An 18,083-nucleotide genomic window follows, 5' to 3' on the forward strand; every position below is an offset into this window, starting at 1 on the left:
TCATTGCACAATCATTGCCTAACCACAAAAATCCTGCATATACACATCATAAATATAGCATAAACGCAAATTTACGTCTATGCTACGTTCATGATTCGTTCATGCTTCGAACTTGAGGTTAAGTATCGATAGACTTAGTATGGCGAAAAGATATACTACGAGTCCTTCATCTTCTGCAAATACCCCTCCGAGAATATCCGGCGGCTCCATACGGTCTGCATGATTCCCCGTAAAGCCAGATAAACAAGAAACGAAAGCCATAACATGTGATTGTTCGTGGCCCCGGAACAGGTATAATATATAAGGAAGAAAGCCCCGGCAGCAACCAACATCGCCCACAACATGTATCGGGTAGCCGTGGCTCCTATCAAAATACCGTCCCATAGAAAAGCGGCAAATCCTGCCAAGGGAATTGCCAGAACCCAGTAAAAATAATGGCTTGCCGTTTGAATCACTTCCCCGTCATTCGTGAGCAAAGCAAGAAAACCTTCTCCCCCGACTACATATAAAACGGTAAACACCAAGGATAATCCCACGCCCCAGCCGAATAAAGCCCGTACAGCCTGTCGCAATCGGCGAAGATCACAAGCCCCCACGTAACGTCCGGCAAGAGCCTCTCCCGCGTAAGCAAAGCCATCCATGATATAGGAGAATAAGGTAAACAACTGCATTAACAAAGTATTGACAGCCAGAATCACATCCCCCTGTCTTGCTCCCGTGGAAGTGAAAAATGTAGTTACCCCGATCAGGCACAAGGTACGCAGGAAAATATCCCGGTTCACGGCAAAGAATCTGCGCATGGCAAACAACTGAAGACTCCCCTTGAATTTGATAAGAGGTCGTAACTCCTTAAAATTAAACCACCAAAGTCCGGCAGCCATAAATATCCCGCTGTACTGGGCTATCACTGTTCCCAACGCCACCCCCTCGACTTTCATCCCGAACACGAAAACCAGACACGCGCTGCACAAGATATTGATCACGTTCATCACGATAGCGATATACATCGGGTAGCGGGAATTTTGCATCCCGATAAACCACCCCGTGAATCCGTATTGTGCCAGCACGGCAGGTGCCCCCCAAATGCATATCCGAAAATAAGTAACAGCGTATCGTTCTACTTCTGCACTCGTGTCCAATAACCTGAAAGCCAAGCGTTCTATGGGATATTGAAGAATCAGCATCAGCATGGCGGAAATCAGTCCCACGCTCACCGCCTGCACGAGAACCCGCGTTTCCGCGTCTTGGTCTTTTCGCCCGTATGCCTGTGAGGTCAGTCCACTGGTTCCCATCCGCAGAAAACCGAAATTCCAGTACAAAATATTAAACAATAATCCCCCCACCGCGATAGCACCGATAAAGGCGGTAGCCCCCAAATGCCCCACGATCGTCACGTCCACCAATCCCAACAAAGGAACGGTGATATTTGACACGATAGAAGGAATAGCAAGACGAAGTATTCTACGATTCATTGCTTGTACCCGATTGTCTGCCGTTCCGAAATCATACTATCCAACATTTGCGGGGTGAACATCTCCACGTCCTGCTTTACAATCGAATAAGTATGCTCCGTACCATTAATCTTTCCATTCTTTGCCAAACGTTGTATTCGGTTACGAATCATCATTTCCGCGACCAGTTTTATCAAACGGGCACTCGCGTGACTTCGTTTCTTGTTGTTCACGATATAGGAAATAAACTGAGCCATATGCTGTTGTGCCGTCCGGGTCATACGGGTATTGTCCGTCGCCAGATCCCGTTTGAGTATTTCCATTAACTCCTCCTCCGTGTAGTCCTCGAAAACAAGAATATTAATCATGTCGGAAACCTTCTCCACCTCGTCGTTAATAATCTGGCGGGGTGGGTCCTGTTTGGCGTAAATCACGTTATAAGCCCCCGGTTGAGTCGCCAACTGGTTCACGAGTATAGCCCTTACCCGATCCCGGAAGCCGGAGATTTCATTCAGGCTACTGGAATCCTCGTCGAAGAAGAACAGTCCCCCTTTGGATTGCAACAAGGCAACACCGATACTCTGCACGGCATCCTCCTCCGTCAACCCGATCAAACGTTCCACCTTAAAGCTGGTCACCTCGCTCTTGTCTATAATTCCCATGGCCTTATAAATACGGGCGATAATACGTGCAACCGTTCCCTTCCCCATACCGGAATTACCGGTAAAACACCATTGCAGGGACAGACGGGTATTTAGCTTGATCCCTTGTTGATTGTAATGACGAGCCAGATCCACGAAATCATGAATCTGTTTTTTAAGCTTCTCTTGTCCTATCATGTGATCCAAATCCTTCAAGGCCGCGGTGATTGACTTCTCGTCAAAAGTATCCTTGTAGGAATTGGGAAGCTCGGAAGTTGCAGTGGGTATATCCGCTGCCATCAACGTCGTGATCTCTTTCCGGGTAAGTTCCCTCTCTTTTCTGATCTTCATGGTGCGGGCAGACAGGTTGTGAATGGCTTTATCCACCATCTTATCGACAAATAGAGCATTCCCGAAATATTTATCATGTTCTTTGCATACCTGTGTGACCAAAGCATGGAATGCCTCTTTCGCCTTCGGGTGCAAAGTGTAATTCTTCTCGGTTATCTTCTGGACGGCTATTTCCAGCAACTCTTCCGGCGTGTAATCGGCAAAATGGAAGTGATACGGGAAAAGCGTCTTCACTCTCGGGTTCCCGGCAAGCGCCTTGTCCATTTCATCCGGATCGCCACTCAATATCACGATGGTATCCCCGTTATCCGCGGGCGACAATTGCCCGAAAATAACGCTTAATGCCGAAGCTCCCGCGCTGTCTTGGAATAATGTATGAGCGTCTTCCAAGAAAAGGATACCACCCCTCGCCTGTTCAAACACGTACATGGCAATCTGTTGAGGCGGAATAGAACCGTCGCCGATAAGTTCCCCCCTGCTCCTGACCGTTACCATGGACGTTTGCAATATCCCCGCGGACTCGAATATCTCCCCGAGCATACGTGCCACGGTAGTTTTTCCCGTTCCCCGGTTCCCGGTAAACAACATGTGTAGAGGCGGAATCACATCGGCATAACCGTGTTTCTGTCTTTCCCGGATAAAATAAATATAATTGATATAGCTGATCAAGCTGTTTTTCAATTCCTTCGAGCCGATCATCTCGTTAAACGCGTCTACCGATTTATTCGGATCGGGCTGCTCGAGGGTTTCGATATCCTCTACCTTGAGCAACATCATATCCTCTTTCGAGCGAGTACCCTTGTGATTCGACATCAAGCGCTTTGCCATCCGGTTCGCGGCATCGTTCAATCGTTCCTCTATAAACCTGCCGTTATCGAATCCCGACTCTTTCACGGTACAGCAATCCTTCAGCATATTAAAGAATTTGTTCTCCGCCTCCGGCGTAAACTTGAATTGCCTTTTCTCCAGCATCTGGCGGGTAATCTCCATCAATTCCTCCGCCGAATAATCGTCAAAGATAAACTGGTAAGGGAAACATTTCTTCATACCCGGGATTCCATCGGAAATAGCCTGCAAAGGCATCCCGTCACCCGCCATGACCACCACCAGAGGCGGTTGTTCCTGTTCCAGTATTCCCAACAACACGGTAAAAATACGCATCGCCGGATCGTTCGGGTCATTCGTCGGGTACAATTCGTCAGCATCCTCTATGTAAAGGATTCCACCCGTACTCTTCGCGATGGCTTCCCGAATTAATTGTTCTTCCACCGCCATCCCCGGCCGGGAAAAATCCTCCCGTTTATATTGATGTATTTTCCCGTTCGCCAAAACACCCGAATGGTAGAGAATCTCTCCCACGATCCCGGCAACCGTGTGTTTACCGGTTCCCGGGTTACCCATAAAGATCATGTTCATCAGAGGAAGTTTATCACTGAAGCCGTTCTCCTGCCGCATCTTCACGAACTCCGCCAACTCGTAAACACGGGTAATTTCTTCTTTTACCTTACGTAACCCGACCAGTTGGTACAAACGGGACAGTGCCTCCTCCTTATCTTGGGGTGTTGACGACATACCCGCCGCCTCGTGCACCTGACCGTTCACCGCGGCTATTTCGTCGGCGAAATTATAGGGCACATCCTGTTCTCCGATGGCAAACTCCAGTTGAATCACGGGTTGATCGAAGCACGATACTTCTACCCGGTATTCTCCTTCCTCCCAGAAATTCTCCAGCCCGGCTCCCAGATCCAAGGCGAAACAAAGCAAACGCTTTCCCTCCCGGTTCGGGATATAGTAATTTCCTTTAGCTACCCGATTCGCCTTCAACATCCCGCTCGAGTCAAAAATATTTATCATGAATTCATACGTCCATTCGCTGGACAAGAAATTCTCCGCCACGAGATAGAAACGCACGTCTGTCAACCCTTCCCCGGCAAAAGCCCGAAACGAATGAGGTCGTTGTACATCGGGAGCCTCCTCCACGCATTTATCCAAACCGATATCCAATAATTGGAAATAATCACGATACAGATCGTGCGATTCCAACAAATGTATTTCATCGGACAAGCCCGCCTGCCCGTTGATAATCATTTGCACCCGGTAAACACCCTCTTTAAGAGTAAAACCGGTAAAATCTTCAACAGAGAAATCGGTCGAAAACCGGAAAACAGGTTCCGCCTCCGGAATGGTAACCTTTCCCCCCTTTTGCGCCACGAGCACAGGTTGCTCCCCGTTCATATACACGAGAGCGGCAACAATCTCCGCGTCCCATGCCTTTTCATCAAATTGTTTATTTATTATTTCCGTATCCACGTACAACCTCTCCACCTCGTTCAACCGGAAAACAGTGCGATAACGCTTGTTCCCGGCGAAATCAATGCTCCCGCTACAACTCGTGCGAATACTTTTGAATTTAAAATTTATATCTGTAGCAGCTTGATTTTTCGACACTTTTGTGCTTTTTGCTTTCCCTGCCATAATCGTTTATTTATATTTTTATTACTCTGTCATCCCCTCCGCTTCTCTTCGCTTCCAAAATTAGCTTTATTTTTGACAAAAGACTATTTTTGCATCGTTTTATTTAAAATCAAAAAGTATGCTAAAACATATCGTCATGTGGAAACTCAAGGAGTTTGCCGAAGGAAAAACAAAAGTGGAAAATGCGATCATCATGAAAGAAAGTCTGGAAAGACTCGTAGGCATCGTTCCGGAAATCAAATCGCTGCAAGTCGGTATCAACGAGAAAAATTCCGATATGGCATACGATGCCGTTCTTATCTCTACCTTTGAAGACGCTGATGCACTCGCCCGCTACAAAGTCCACCCGGAACACGTGAAAGTAAGCGATTATTGTAAAAAGATCCGTGAAAGCCGGGTTTTCGTGGATTTTACCGATTAAATTACACTCTGCCTCAAGAACCTGCTCAGACGTTCCTGATAGGAACGTCTATACATTCGCTTGATTTTATCGTCCAAAAACGAACGGTCTATCAACTTATCAATTAGTGGATTATTATCCGAGAACATCTTGATAATTGCATCCCGTTTTTTAGGTAATACACCTGTCCGGTTGGCAAATGTGATAAAATCTTCTTTGCACGGGTAACCGCTATTGTGGTAAACCTCAGAATGTTCACTTTCCGGCATCAGACCACCTTGCAGTGCAAAATCCTCGTCCCGCACGTGAATGGATGTATTCATCAAGTCATAAGCGGGAGATAATAGGTAGTCACCGTTAGCAGATTGTTGCAATGAAAAGTTTTTCAAATGAGCATCGCCATTGGCAAACAGATAGTTAAATATAAGGAGTGTAAATAACTTGCTCATTTCCACCTGCCACGCCGACACGTTGGCTTTCAATAGTGTAGCTACATCCTCGTAGCTTCCCGTGTATTTGTAATCCTTGCCATGAGTGAAAGTTGTTTTTTGTGCCAATGATGAAAAATCTTCCTGCTTGATTTTATTACCATTAATATCAAAGTCAAAACGCTTGGTAATATATGCCGCATCCCCGTTTGCAAAAAAGAGTAGTCCGTTTTCGGCAACATTTATCTTGTAGACTTGCTTGGCTATTTGCATGGTCAAGTGTTCATTGGCAGGAATAAAGTTACGAAAACGCAGATACTTGTAGTTCGGCATAGGCTTAATTATATATCGCCCCTGCTGTCCGGTCGGGGTAAGTATAATTTTCCCATTCTCCACAATAGCCGAAAGTTTCTCTTGCACTCCCGATACGGATATTTGATTAATGCTTTCGGCAACATCCAAGCAATCCGCATCATAATTGAAATCCAGCACGGGTGAAACCTTTTTCCCGTTAAATAGATTTTTCCGACAAGCAGGGCTATACGTGTCGAACCCCGGAATCAAATTGCCGGGACAAACTTCAATCTTTATCATATCTTTTTTACCGTTATGGCCCCTATCGTGTCAGTGTGAGCCGTTGCTAATAATAACCCGAAAGCATCGTTCTCGTCAATTTTCAGAGTCTGACATTGGATGGCTTTATTTGTCCCCTCCGAAAGCATATTATAAAAGAACGGAAAAAGTTCTTTCGACAAAAATTCACGTTGACTTTTCGGAAATGACAGACTGATTGCTGTTTGCTCCTTGTCGAGCAAGAACGAATCATCATAACGAAAAATATATACTCCATGCTCTGTTTCCGTCAACGTTCCGGCCAACACACCATTAGCGTAAACTTCCGCTTGTCTCATTTAATTACCTCCTTCACTTTCAGTAATAATTCCAACCCCAGTGTATCCGCGATTTTAGTCAGCGTACGAACAGAAGGATTGCCTTTGCCTGTTTCTATACTTTTGATTATCCGCAGGCTTACTCCGGAATAATCTGCCAAATCTTGCTGAGTCAATCCCAACAAAGCCCGACGTTCTTTTATAATTGAATAAAAAATCATAGGTGCATTATTTTGCCTTTTACCAACAAAAATAATATTTTTATTTGACAAAACAAACGAATAGTGCATTATATTTCACCCGAACACGCTCCTGCACCCCGAAACAGAATAAAAAAAAAGAGAGATTCAAACTAATTTCGAATCTCTCTTTTCGGGGGAGCGAAAAACGGGGCTCGAACCCGCGACCCCGACCTTGGGAAGGTCGTGCTCTACCAACTGAGCTACTTTCGCATGAAAGTGAGCGAAAAACGGGACTCGAACCCGCGACCCTAACCTTGGCAAGGTTATGCTCTACCAACTGAGCTATTTTCGCATTCAAACTAACTTCAGAACTCTCGTGAGGTGTTCCTCGATTGCGATGCAAAAGTAATACCTTTTTTCTAAAAGCAAAAAAAAATGACCGATTTTTTTTAGAGAAATCGGTCAAAACTCCACGTACTAATTATCTACTTAACCTGAATCGTTCTGCTTATTTTACTCTTCTCCTCGTTCTTCGGCATTGTAATTTCCAGAATACCATCCTTGTACGAAGCTTCAGCCTTCCCCACGTTATACTTGTCTTCGGGCAGCTCTACCGTACGATGAAAAGAAACGGAAGAAAATTCTTTTCTCAGAAATTTTTGATCTTTATCCTTCTCCTCTTTCTCCTCCCTCTTCTCGCACGAAATCGTCAAATAACCGTCCTTGTACTCCAACTTAATGTCATCCTTGTTCATTCCCGGAACTTGAAGATCCAATGTCAAAGTTTTCTCGTTCTCCTTCACGTTAAGAGCCGGTAACCTCCTCTGCTCTGTCGTCTCCCCGTAAGGCCATATAAAATCATCCAGTAAAGATGAATAGAAAGGCCTTAAATCATTGTTTCTTTTTACGATACTCATAAATAATTCTCCTGTTATTTAGTTTAGAAATTATATGCCATTATACGTCTTCCTCGAGCATCCGGTTTCAAAAAGAATACGTAATAATCCGTCCGGTGACTTGTTTTCTGCCGTATATTTAGTAATTTCGACTCGTCAAAAAAGTTATGAACCGTAAAATTGAATATTGATATCATTTTCAATCTTCAGTTTTCAATTTTTCAATTAAATTATGGCAATTATTAGAGAACTAAACGGACACACCCCGAGATTCGGGAAAAATTGTTTCTTGGCAGAAAATGCCGCCATTATCGGTGAAGTAGAAATGGGCGACGATTGCAGTGTATGGTACGGTGCTGTTTTAAGAGGCGATGTACACTATATAAAAATAGGAAATAACGTCAATATTCAGGATAACGCGACAATACACGCTACTTACCAGAAATCCCCGACCAATATAGGAAATAACGTATCTATCGCTCATAACGCGGTTGTACACGGGTGCACGATCCACGATAACGTACTTATCGGAATGGGCGCCATCGTGCTGGACAACGCTATTATCGAAAGCAACTCAATCGTGGCAGCCGGAAGCGTGGTTACCAAAGGAACTGTAGTTGAATCCGGATGGGTATACGCGGGTGCTCCTGCCAAAAAACTCAAACAAATGGGACCGGAATTATTACATAATGAAGTGGAGCGCATTGTCAACTCCTACGCTATGTATGCCAGCTGGTACAAATAATAATTGAAAATGGAGAATTGAAAATGAAAGATTCTCCATTCTAAATTTTAAATTCTAAATTTCAAAAAATGAGCGTTATTGTTTCTCCCTCGTTATTATCTGCAGATTTTCTGCATCTTTCCAAAGATATTGAAATGGTAAATCAAAGTGAAGCCGATTGGTTTCATCTGGATATTATGGACGGCGTTTTCGTGCCGAACATCTCGTACGGTCTTCCGGTAGTGGCTCAAATCAAGAAAGCAGCCCAAAAACCTCTGGATGTACATTTGATGATCGTGCAACCCGAAAGATACGTGGAAGCATTCCAGAAAGCCGGAGCCGATATTTTAACCGTGCATTATGAAGCCTGTACCCACCTCCACCGGACAATTCAACAGATAAAAGCACAGGGAATGAAAGCAGGAGTTTCCCTTAATCCCCACACCCCCGTTATGCTTCTGGAGGATGTCATCTGGGATATCGACGTGGTATTACTCATGAGCGTAAACCCCGGTTTCGGTGGCCAGAGTTTTATCGAGGAAACCATCAATAAAGTCATTAAATTAAAGAAATTAATCCGGGAAACAGGTGCGAAAACTTTAATCGAAATTGATGGCGGTGTAAACTTCGAAACCGGACAACGTCTGGTAGATGCAGGCGCAGATGCTTTGGTAGCGGGAAGTTTCATTTTCAACTCCCCTGATCCGATGGCAAATATCAAAGGACTGAAAGAATTAACGATTTCTTGATTGCAGATTTTAGATTACAAAATGCATCATAAATCGTAAATCATAAATCTAAAATTACAACGTGGAAGCAATCATAAAACTTGAAAACGCGGTCATCCGCCAACAACAAAATACCATATTGAAAGAAGTCTCGTTAGAGATTGCCGAAGGGGAATTCGTGTATCTGGTAGGTAGAGTAGGTAGTGGAAAAACGTCCTTACTAAAAACTCTGTATGCCGAACTCCCCTTGAAATACGGTAATGGTGAAATAGCGGGCTACAAATTGAATAAATTAAAAAAGTCACAGGTTGCTTATTTGCGCCGCAAATGCGGTATCGTGTTTCAGGACTTCAAGTTACTGACCGACAGGAATGTTTACGCCAATTTGGAGTTTGTTCTAAAAGCCACGGGATGGAAAGACAGGAAAGCGATTCGCGAAAGAATTAATGAAGTGTTGGAAAAAGTCGGTTTGCCCGACAAACGGGATAAATTCCCTCACCAATTGTCCGGCGGGGAACAACAACGCGTAGTTCTTGCCCGGGCATTACTTAACGCCCCTCCCATCATTCTAGCCGACGAGCCGACAGGTAATATTGATCCGGAAACAGCCTACCAATTGGTAGAACTCTTGAAAGACATCTGTGATAGCGGAAAAACGGTAATCATCGCCACGCATCAATACGATTTAATCCATCACTTCCCCGGACGAGTCTTCCGGTGTGAAAACGGAACATTGCACGAAGATTTTTCTTTTGCCCTTCCCCCTGTCATAATACCGGAAACAGAAACAGAAACAGAAATCCTTACCGAAATCGAAGAAACGGAAACTGAAATGGAGATAAAAGTAGAAGTAAGTATTGATGCCGAGGTTATAAACGAACCGGAAAAGACCCCCGAAAAGGACAAGAAAAAAGATGATGACAACGATTCGGATATCGTTGGGTTTGAATTAATTTAATCTGTTAAATATGAATTTTATTAAACTTATTCTGATTTGGACAAGTTTGCTGTTATTTTCAAACTTGTCCGCACAGGAACATCCTCTATGGATGCGTTACCCGTCCATAGCACCCGACGGAAAGACAATCGCTTTCTGCTACAAAGGAGATATTTTCCTTGTAGACGCAGCCGGAGGTAAAGCTACACAGTTGACAACCCATCCCGGCTATGACTATCATCCGATATGGTCGCCGGATAGCAAAACTATCGCGTTCACTTCCGGACGTGACGGGGGGATGGATCTTTACACGGTACCGGTAAATGGCGGAACCCCTACCCGTCTGACGACGTTTTCCGGCAGTGCTACCCCGGAATGTTTCACGAATGACGGGAAAAATATTCTTTTCCGCGGCTCCCTTTTACCGGATCAAAAATACGGGCAATTCCCATCGGGAGGACAAGTATATTCAGTACCCGTGACCGGAGGTCGTCCGAAACAGGTATTGACTTTTGAAGCCTACGATATCTGTTTCTCGAAAGATGGTAATAAAATGTACTACCATGACTTGAAAGGATACGAGGACGAATGGAGAAAGCACCATACTTCTTCCGTGTGCCGCGACATTTGGGAGTATGATTTGAAAAACGGAGAATTTAAAAACCTGACAAACAAACAGGTAGAAGACCGTAATCCCGTGTTGGCGACAAACGATAACACGCTGTATTTCCTAAGTGAACGTTACGGTAGTTTCAACGTGTGCAAAATGTCTTTAGACAACCCGCGAACAATAGAACAAGTAACGAAATTCACCAAACACCCGGTTCGTTTCCTTACCCGCTCGAATGAAGATGTATTGTGTTTCTTCTTTGACGGGGAAATCTATACCATGACTCCCGGCAAACAACCCAAAAAAGTGAACGTCAATATCGTGATGGACGACCCCGTCCCGGCTGTCAGTAAAATGAGTTGGTCCAACGGAGCGAGAGAAGTTGCCGTATCCCCGAACGGGAAAGAATTTGCCGTTGTCATCCGCGGTGATATTTTTGTTGCCAACGCTGAATTCGGTACCACCAAACGCATCACGAACACTGCCGCCCAAGAGCGCAACGTGAATTTCTCGCCGGACGGACGTTCCCTCGTGTACGCATCCGAACGTGACGGACAATGGAATCTCTACATTTCCCGTATCAAAAACGCTGATGACCAATCTTTTGTTTACGCTCGTGAAATTGAAGAAGAACAACTCACGAAAGGCGGACAGGCTTGTTTTCAGCCTCAATTCTCCCCGGACGGGAAAGAAGTTGCCTATCTCGAAAACAGAACCGAAATCAAGGTACTTGATTTAAAAAGTAAAAAATCGAGAACCGTTTTACCGGCTAAATACAATTATTCTTACGCCGACGGGGATCAATCCTTTGAATGGTCACCGGACGGGCGTTGGATTCTGGCACAATTCTTCGAGGAAGGTGGTTGGCAACACCCGGACATCGCCCTCGTGAAAGCGGATGGCAAAGGAGAAATACATAATCTGACGAATAGTGGTTACACCGATGCCAATCCCCGTTGGGTGATGGGTGGCAAAGCTATTATCTGGTACACTGACCGCCAAGGTTTACGCAGCCACGGCAGCTGGGGAGCACAAGGTGATATCTACGGGCTTTTCTTGGATACCGATGCTTATGACCATTTCATCATGAGCAAGGAAGAACGGGCATTGGCTCAAGAACTGAAAGCCCAACAAGCTAAAAAAGAAAAGGCCGATACCTTGAAGAAAAACGATAAACAAGGCAAAGACACGAAGAAAAGCAAAGAATCCCCCGCCCTTCCTGAACTGAATTTCAACTTGCAAAACTTGGAAGACCGGATGATTCGTATGACAATTCACTCCTCCAACTTAGGGGATGCCATATTATCCAATGACGGAAACAAGCTGTACTATCTGGCTGCATTTGAAGGTGGTCACGATTTATGGGTGCACGATTTCGAGAATAACACGACCCGCATCTTATCAAAAACGGGACGCCGCGGAGCATTAGAACTGTCGAAAGACGGGCGTACCCTTTATTTATTATCCGGCGGACAGATTTTCACGGTAAATCAAAGCAACGGGCAACTGAAACAATTGAATTACAAGGCTGATTTCGAGTGGAAACCGACAGAAGAACGTGCAAGTCTGTATAATCACGTGTGGCAGCAAGTGACAGATAAATTCTATGATAAAGACTTCAAAGGAGTTGATTGGCCATTTTATAAAAAAGCCTACGAACGTTTTCTGCCGCATATCAACAATGATTATGATTTTGCCGAACTTTTGGGTGAGATGCTGGGAGAATTGAACGCCTCGCACACGGGTGCCCGGTATTACGCCCGTTCAAATCGTGCGGCTACGGCTAACTTCGGTGTATTCTTCGACCAGCAGTTCAACGGTGACGGTTTAAAAATCAGCGAAATTATTGAACGGGGACCACTGGATTTATCCGGGGACAAGATTACGGCAGGCATGATCATCCGGAAGATTGACAATCAGGATATCAAGAAGGGTGAAGATTACTTCGCTTTACTGGAAGGCAAAGCAGGAAAACGCACGATGCTAACTATCTACGACCCGATAAAGAAAAAAGAGTGGGAAGAATACGTGAAACCTATTTCCGCCGGCATGTTGAATCAATTATTGTATCAACGGTGGGTGAAACAGCGCCAACACATGGTGGACAGCCTGTCAAACGGGCAAATCGGTTACATTCACGTTGCCTCTATGGATAGTCGCAGTTTCCGGAAAACATATTCTGAATTATTAGGTCGCTACCGGAACCGGAAAGCGGTTATCATCGACACCCGGTATAACGGGGGCGGCTGGTTGCACGAGGATTTGCTGCATCTGTTAAGTGGTAAACAATACGCGGAATTTGTTCCCCGCGGACAATTTATCGGTATCGATCCGTTCGCACAATGGACAAAACCTTCAGCCGTGCTGATTAGCGAAAGCAATTACAGTAACGCGCATGGATTCCCGTGGGCTTACAAAGAACTGGGATTGGGTAAACTGATCGGTATGCCTGTCCCGGGAACAATGACTGCCGTGTGGTGGGAAACCATGATCAATAATGTCACATTCGGTATTCCACAGGTGGGTATGAAAGATAACCAAGGTCGCATTCTCGAAAACATGCAACTGGAACCGGACATTAAAGTGTCTAATGATCCTGCAAGTGCAATGCAAGGACGTGATTTACAAGTTGAAGCTGCCGTGAAAGATTTGTTGAAACAAATTAAATGACATGCTTATAAATAAAAAAAGTGGCGGGGAATCTTCTCCGCCACTCTTTTTATAGGGGTATTACTACTTTTTAGAAATCAACAACCAAGCATCCGCGAATTCCGGGTATTGCTCACGAATCCGCAACAATTCAGCCCGAGCGGGAGCCTCCTCGTCAAATCCGGCAATACTCACCCGACTCATTCCGGCTTCGTTCCGCATAATGATACTGGTATATCCCATTCCGTTCAGTTTATTCCGCAAATTGATAGCGTTATTTTGATCTCCAAAACTTCCCACTATCACGTTATAACGTTTCAAAACATCCCCGTGCGTCATGGTTACCTTCTCCTCTTTCGAAACAACCGGTTTCGTGTTCTCTTTCTTGGTGGTCGTAGTTTGGGTTGTGGCTTGCACATCCTCTTTCACAACAACATTTTCAGTTTCCTCCTCCTCGAAAGGTGGTGCGTACACACGTTTGTTCGTACCGCAACTGACAGTTATAAATGCCAGTAATATTACAGATACAATAATTTTCATTTTTCCCAATTTTAAATGTTATCCAATTTTTTCTGTCTTTGAAAAAGCAAAATTAATGATAATAACAACACTCCGATACATTTTTGAAATATTTTTCTGTTATCCGTCCTCAAACCTTCACGAGTATCGCTAATCAAATAAAGTATAATTTCTTTATACCAAAAAGTTTCAAAAAACCAACGATTAATAACACTACAAATATAAAAGATATCTGGAAACTTTTACTTAAAATTATTTTTTATCTAATATTTTTATTCACAAGCAAGAACGCCTAAATATCTTAATGATTTTGTTATCATAAAAGAATCAAGAAGATAGGTGTTATTAATCGTTGGTTTAAAGATACGGCATTTGTATGAGAGAGGAGTTCAATATCAATACTTTAGATCTAAATAATGATAAAGCATTTCATTATTTATACACCAAATATGCCGCAACATTGCGCTATTTTGCTGCAAAATACATCGAAGATGACACTACTGTTGAAGATGTAATTCAAGATGCCTTTCTTAACCTCTGGGAAAAACGCCAAGAATTCAAAACTGAAAATACCATAAAAGCATACCTGTACAAAATCGTGCGTAGTTTCTCGGTTGACACCATACGCCGCAGAAATATAGCCAACAGGTATGCAGAACGTGTCATCCGTGAAGAAGAAGATTACGATTTCTTTCTAGAGAATATTATAGAATCCGAAGTTTTCCAGATGATTCAAACGGTATTCAATCAACTCTCCCCTGCTTGTCGTGAAGTCTATCAATTAAGCCTTCAAGGAAAATCACACGAGGAAATCTCCCATTTACTCAATATCACCACCAACACGATAAAAAAACACAAAAACAACGCCAACCATTACATGCGAGAACAACTGAAGCACATATTATCTATATTATTATACATTTGAATTTCATGAATAAGCCAATCAAAAAGTCTTTATTACTTCTTCACCCACTTCACCGCATCCGCGAAAATCAATTGCCCCAGAAAAGCTCCTCTGTCTTGTAATGCAATTTTTACTTCTCCTTTTTGCAAAAAATATACCCCTATCGCCACCCAATCACTCCGCGGCATAGCAACATGCAGAGAGAAATCCTCTTTCCTTCCCTGATTATCTTCCAAGGTAAACTTCTTTTCTCCATACCGAGTAGAACTCATTAAAATATCCGCTTTATAATCCTGTTGTTCAAGAGTATAATAATACAATACTTCATTCGCTTGATATTGCAATCTGAAATCCAAATCGATTTGATAAACAAACACTTCATATTCTCCCTCCTCTGCTATATTTGCCGTCCATTCCGCTCTCCCTTTTCCATTTTTTGTTTTCTTTCCCGTAAAACTCCGTATGGGGAATCCGTAAGCATCAATATATACAGAACTAATCCACCCGGGTACGTTATCGGTAAGAAAATCCACGCTTTCTCCTGCTTTTTGTTTATTACGATGTAATAATCTATTTAAAAATGTTTCCCTTGATTCGGATTCCGTGATTTGAAATCCCGCATCCTCGTTGTCCACAATAATCTCGCCTACCGGTTGTTTAAAACACGTGGTATCCAAAGGTTCCCGTCCTGCCTTTATCGACTTTCTCCTCGGTTCTTCCACAAAATTACACACGTAATCTCCCGGAATATTCCCGGCTAGATTCGTTTGCAAAATCATCCCCATGGCTCTTCGAGGCAATAAAAAATTAATTCGGGAACATTCCCCGGCATAAACGACAAAATTCCCCGCCTCAACCAAATCCCTCGTGCCATCCCCCTTATCCGTGTACACGGAAATAATTCCGTCCGCAACCGAAGGATTCCACACACTAAAAGAAGCGATTACGTCAGTCCCTTCTTCACTCATATATTGTCCTGCATCTTGAATATACAATGAAGCGACACCTCGTTCCTCGTACAACTCGCGTATGGCAGCCATAAACTCAAAACCTAATTCTCTCTTAAATTCTTCCGCCAAACATTCCAGGGAAACCCGGGAAAAAGAATTCCTTTGCCAAAAATCACGCATAAATGCCGCCAGCCTGTCCCCCGGTATCTCGGAAGTAATTTGTCTTCTCAAATAAGCACCTTTTAACCGGAAAATAGCATCAAGATAAGGTATCGCTTCCGGAGCTTCCAAAGCCTCCCGCAAGCTTCGGGAAGCCAAACAACGGATAGCTTTATGCTCGTTCGTTTCCCCCACCCGATACAGATTCCACTGCATGTCTACTCGCGTATCCGTTTGTATCTCGTTTACAATACGGTCAACAGCGGGAAAGACACTCGAATGTACATAACCGCTGAAATCCGAGAACATCGGAATGAGCGATGCCGGGTTTTCAATCAATATAGGAACAATTTGTTTCCCAGCCACGAAATCCCATAAATCCATCCCTTCCAAAATACTAATCTCCTCACCCATATTAGCAGTACAAAAATTACGTATCATCTCCCCCTCGATATCCGTTCTTGACACTTCGGATGCCGCCCCCACCCTCTCATCTGCTATCTCCTTCAATGGAAAATGATAAGATTGGTCACAATTATTTTCCGGCTTAAAGACCAGTTCCGGCTGTACCCGCTCACTTCTTTTTCTATTTTTCCCGCGATACGCACAAAAACCGACAGGAGTTTCCACCAAAGCCAATTTACGGAAAGGATATTCCTTTCCGGCTAAACTTTCAAAATATTCCTTAGCTTCCCGTATTCCTTTCTCAAGTCCTTCCCGAGTAGCTTCAACAGAAGTAAATAAAGTTCCGTCCTCCTTGAAGTAGTACAATTCAAAACAAACGCTGTCTACAATAATTTCCCGTTTATTGTACTCTCCTATACACAATGTAATTCCCGGTAAAGCATGATTATTCTTAAAGCAGGTAGTGTTACCCTTTCGAACCGCTTCTCCTTGAGAAATAACGGTATAAGACGAATCATGCGTAACCGTGAGCACGTAGTCTGTAAAATATTTTTCAACGAATTGTTGAGCAACAGGAGATGATGGAAATTCTTGTGTCGGATACCATAAACACTCCGGAGTCAATAATGTATAGTAGTCTTCCAGTAGAGCCGTGTGTTTCCCGTAACGCAAAATATTAGCACTCCATCGCGTATTGTAATATTCTTTGTCAGGGATATCCAAATAACAAACACTTTCGTCTATTTTGCCTGAATAATGGACTACAAAATCACGTTTCTCTCCCGGCATCAAGGGATATAATACACTCAACACAAAATCTTTTCTGTCAAAATTTACAATCATACCCTCCGTTTCGATTCGACAAACTCTTAACGCTGGATTCAAAAAAAGGAAGAACTCGTTCACTTCTCCCGAATGCGGGTTGCGAATTGTCAACGTGTCATTTACGATCATCTGTGTTTTATGCTGGCGATACACAATATGTTGCCGCAATATTTCCATCCGACTTCTCCCGGCATATTCCGCGTGCAATTTCACGTATTCGTGTCGTTTTTGCCTGTTTTTCTCAAAATAAAGATAATAACATCCTCCCATCCATATTCCCGCGAATACCATCACGTATCCCGCAAACCGTACCCTGTATATACTCTTGGACTCATTGGGAAGGCGTTTCGTCCTAAGCATCGCAAAAAACATAAAAGCAACCCCGAGTAAAGCAAACGCCAACCGTTGTGCAATATATGGGAAAAGTCCCACGTGTTGTTCCGTCACGTCTGAAAAAACATTAGGTATAGAAATAGCTAAATAATCCAAGCTACCATACAAACAACCCGATAAAACAAAAGCATTCAAAAACACATACCCGACTAGTAATGTAAATATTATAAATGAAGTCCTTAGTACACTTGTAATCCATAATGTCACCCCAACTAAAAAAAGTATGGTCGGCATAGTAAGCGTAAACAAATAAAATAAATACGGGAAAAAAGTAAACGGGGCATTCCCCAAAGAAATATGAAATATTAAGGCTATCACACAAACCAATACATCCAAAAGCAAAAAAAGCCCTATAATTGCAAGTAGTTTCCCGATAACGTAATCTGTGTTTTTATAAGGACGAACATAGAGGGATTCGCATGAATCCAAATGACGATTCCTCTGTATAAAATCTCCTGCTATAAAAACGATGAAAATTCCTTGTACAAAATTGAAAAGAAAAGCATTAACAAAGGGTACTGAACAAGATAATGCCTTCAGAAAATGAATGGTAGTATCTCCCTGTA

General features: G+C 43.4%; 14 protein-coding genes and 2 tRNA genes. 6 read left to right on the forward strand and 10 right to left on the reverse strand.

The annotated features are described in order from the left end of the window. Positions 1–155 precede the first annotated feature (155 nt). Both L0M98_RS01900 and L0M98_RS01905 read right to left on the reverse strand, forming a co-directional pair. Positions 156–1,472: an MATE family efflux transporter gene (locus tag L0M98_RS01900; protein WP_227214737.1), complete on the reverse strand. Its 1,317-nt coding sequence runs from the start codon at positions 1,470–1,472 to the stop codon at positions 156–158. Continuing rightward, on the reverse strand, positions 1,469–4,918 hold the full coding sequence (locus tag L0M98_RS01905) for an AAA family ATPase (protein ID WP_227214738.1): 3,450 nt from the start codon (positions 4,916–4,918) through the stop codon (positions 1,469–1,471). Before L0M98_RS01905 ends, L0M98_RS01900 begins: the two co-directional genes overlap by 4 nt. Before the next feature lie 118 nt (positions 4,919–5,036). On the opposite strand from L0M98_RS01905, the gene L0M98_RS01910 reads away from it, so the two are divergent. Beyond that, positions 5,037–5,339 carry a Dabb family protein gene (locus L0M98_RS01910; RefSeq protein WP_099292527.1) on the forward strand — a complete coding sequence of 101 codons (303 nt, stop codon included), beginning with the start codon at positions 5,037–5,039 and terminating at the stop codon, positions 5,337–5,339. Here the strand turns inward: L0M98_RS01910 and L0M98_RS01915 are convergent. From L0M98_RS01915 to L0M98_RS01940, 6 genes are all read right to left on the reverse strand, one after another. After that, positions 5,336–6,340 carry a type II toxin-antitoxin system HipA family toxin gene (locus tag L0M98_RS01915; protein WP_227214739.1) on the reverse strand — a complete coding sequence of 335 codons (1,005 nt, stop codon included), beginning with the start codon at positions 6,338–6,340 and terminating at the stop codon, positions 5,336–5,338. The two genes, L0M98_RS01910 and L0M98_RS01915, sit on opposite strands and share 4 nt — an antisense overlap. Continuing rightward, positions 6,337–6,657 (reverse strand): HipA N-terminal domain-containing protein, encoded by a 321-nt coding sequence (locus L0M98_RS01920; RefSeq protein WP_227214740.1) that lies wholly within the window; start codon positions 6,655–6,657, stop codon positions 6,337–6,339. Before L0M98_RS01920 ends, L0M98_RS01915 begins: the two co-directional genes overlap by 4 nt. Beyond that, positions 6,654–6,857 (reverse strand): helix-turn-helix transcriptional regulator, encoded by a 204-nt coding sequence (locus L0M98_RS01925; RefSeq protein WP_099294559.1) that lies wholly within the window; start codon positions 6,855–6,857, stop codon positions 6,654–6,656. Before L0M98_RS01925 ends, L0M98_RS01920 begins: the two co-directional genes overlap by 4 nt. A gap of 158 nt (positions 6,858–7,015) precedes the next feature. Beyond that, a tRNA-Gly gene (locus L0M98_RS01930) sits at positions 7,016–7,088 on the reverse strand. A 9-nt stretch (positions 7,089–7,097) separates the two neighbouring features. After that, a tRNA-Gly gene (locus L0M98_RS01935) sits at positions 7,098–7,170 on the reverse strand. 133 nt (positions 7,171–7,303) lie between these two features. Further along, a complete protein-coding gene (locus L0M98_RS01940; protein ID WP_176555073.1) occupies positions 7,304–7,735 on the reverse strand; it encodes an Hsp20/alpha crystallin family protein in 432 nt (143 codons plus the stop codon). A 211-nt stretch (positions 7,736–7,946) separates the two neighbouring features. Between L0M98_RS01940 and L0M98_RS01945 the strand changes: the two genes are divergently transcribed. The 4 genes from L0M98_RS01945 (at position 7,947) to L0M98_RS01960 (ending at position 13,383) form a co-directional block, all read left to right on the forward strand. Continuing rightward, on the forward strand, positions 7,947–8,459 hold the full coding sequence (locus tag L0M98_RS01945) for a gamma carbonic anhydrase family protein (RefSeq protein ID WP_227214741.1): 513 nt from the start codon (positions 7,947–7,949) through the stop codon (positions 8,457–8,459). 68 nt (positions 8,460–8,527) lie between these two features. After that, complete coding sequence (gene rpe, locus L0M98_RS01950) at positions 8,528–9,187, forward strand: ribulose-phosphate 3-epimerase (RefSeq protein WP_227214742.1); 660 nt, start codon at positions 8,528–8,530, stop codon at positions 9,185–9,187. A gap of 61 nt (positions 9,188–9,248) precedes the next feature. Then, entirely contained in the window at positions 9,249–10,124 is an 876-nt protein-coding gene (locus L0M98_RS01955) for a cell division ATP-binding protein FtsE (protein ID WP_370645567.1), read from the forward strand. 10 nt (positions 10,125–10,134) lie between these two features. After that, positions 10,135–13,383, forward strand: a complete 3,249-nt coding sequence (locus L0M98_RS01960) for a S41 family peptidase (RefSeq protein WP_227214743.1) — start codon at positions 10,135–10,137, stop codon at positions 13,381–13,383. 63 nt (positions 13,384–13,446) lie between these two features. On the opposite strand, the gene L0M98_RS01965 is transcribed toward L0M98_RS01960, so the two are convergent. Continuing rightward, positions 13,447–13,902 carry an SPOR domain-containing protein gene (locus L0M98_RS01965; RefSeq protein ID WP_099292534.1) on the reverse strand — a complete coding sequence of 152 codons (456 nt, stop codon included), beginning with the start codon at positions 13,900–13,902 and terminating at the stop codon, positions 13,447–13,449. 355 nt (positions 13,903–14,257) lie between these two features. On the opposite strand from L0M98_RS01965, the gene L0M98_RS01970 reads away from it, so the two are divergent. After that, positions 14,258–14,806 (forward strand): RNA polymerase sigma-70 factor, encoded by a 549-nt coding sequence (locus L0M98_RS01970; RefSeq protein WP_227214744.1) that lies wholly within the window; start codon positions 14,258–14,260, stop codon positions 14,804–14,806. Between the two features lie 32 nt (positions 14,807–14,838). Here the strand turns inward: L0M98_RS01970 and L0M98_RS01975 are convergent, their stop codons facing one another. Continuing rightward, positions 14,839–17,658, reverse strand: coding sequence for a hypothetical protein (locus L0M98_RS01975; RefSeq protein WP_227214745.1), 2,820 nt, complete (start codon positions 17,656–17,658; stop codon positions 14,839–14,841). Positions 17,659–18,083 lie beyond the last annotated feature (425 nt).

This window comes from Butyricimonas sp. DFI.6.44 (assembly GCF_022132345.1).
Lineage (GTDB): Bacteria > Bacteroidota > Bacteroidia > Bacteroidales > Marinifilaceae > Butyricimonas > Butyricimonas muris.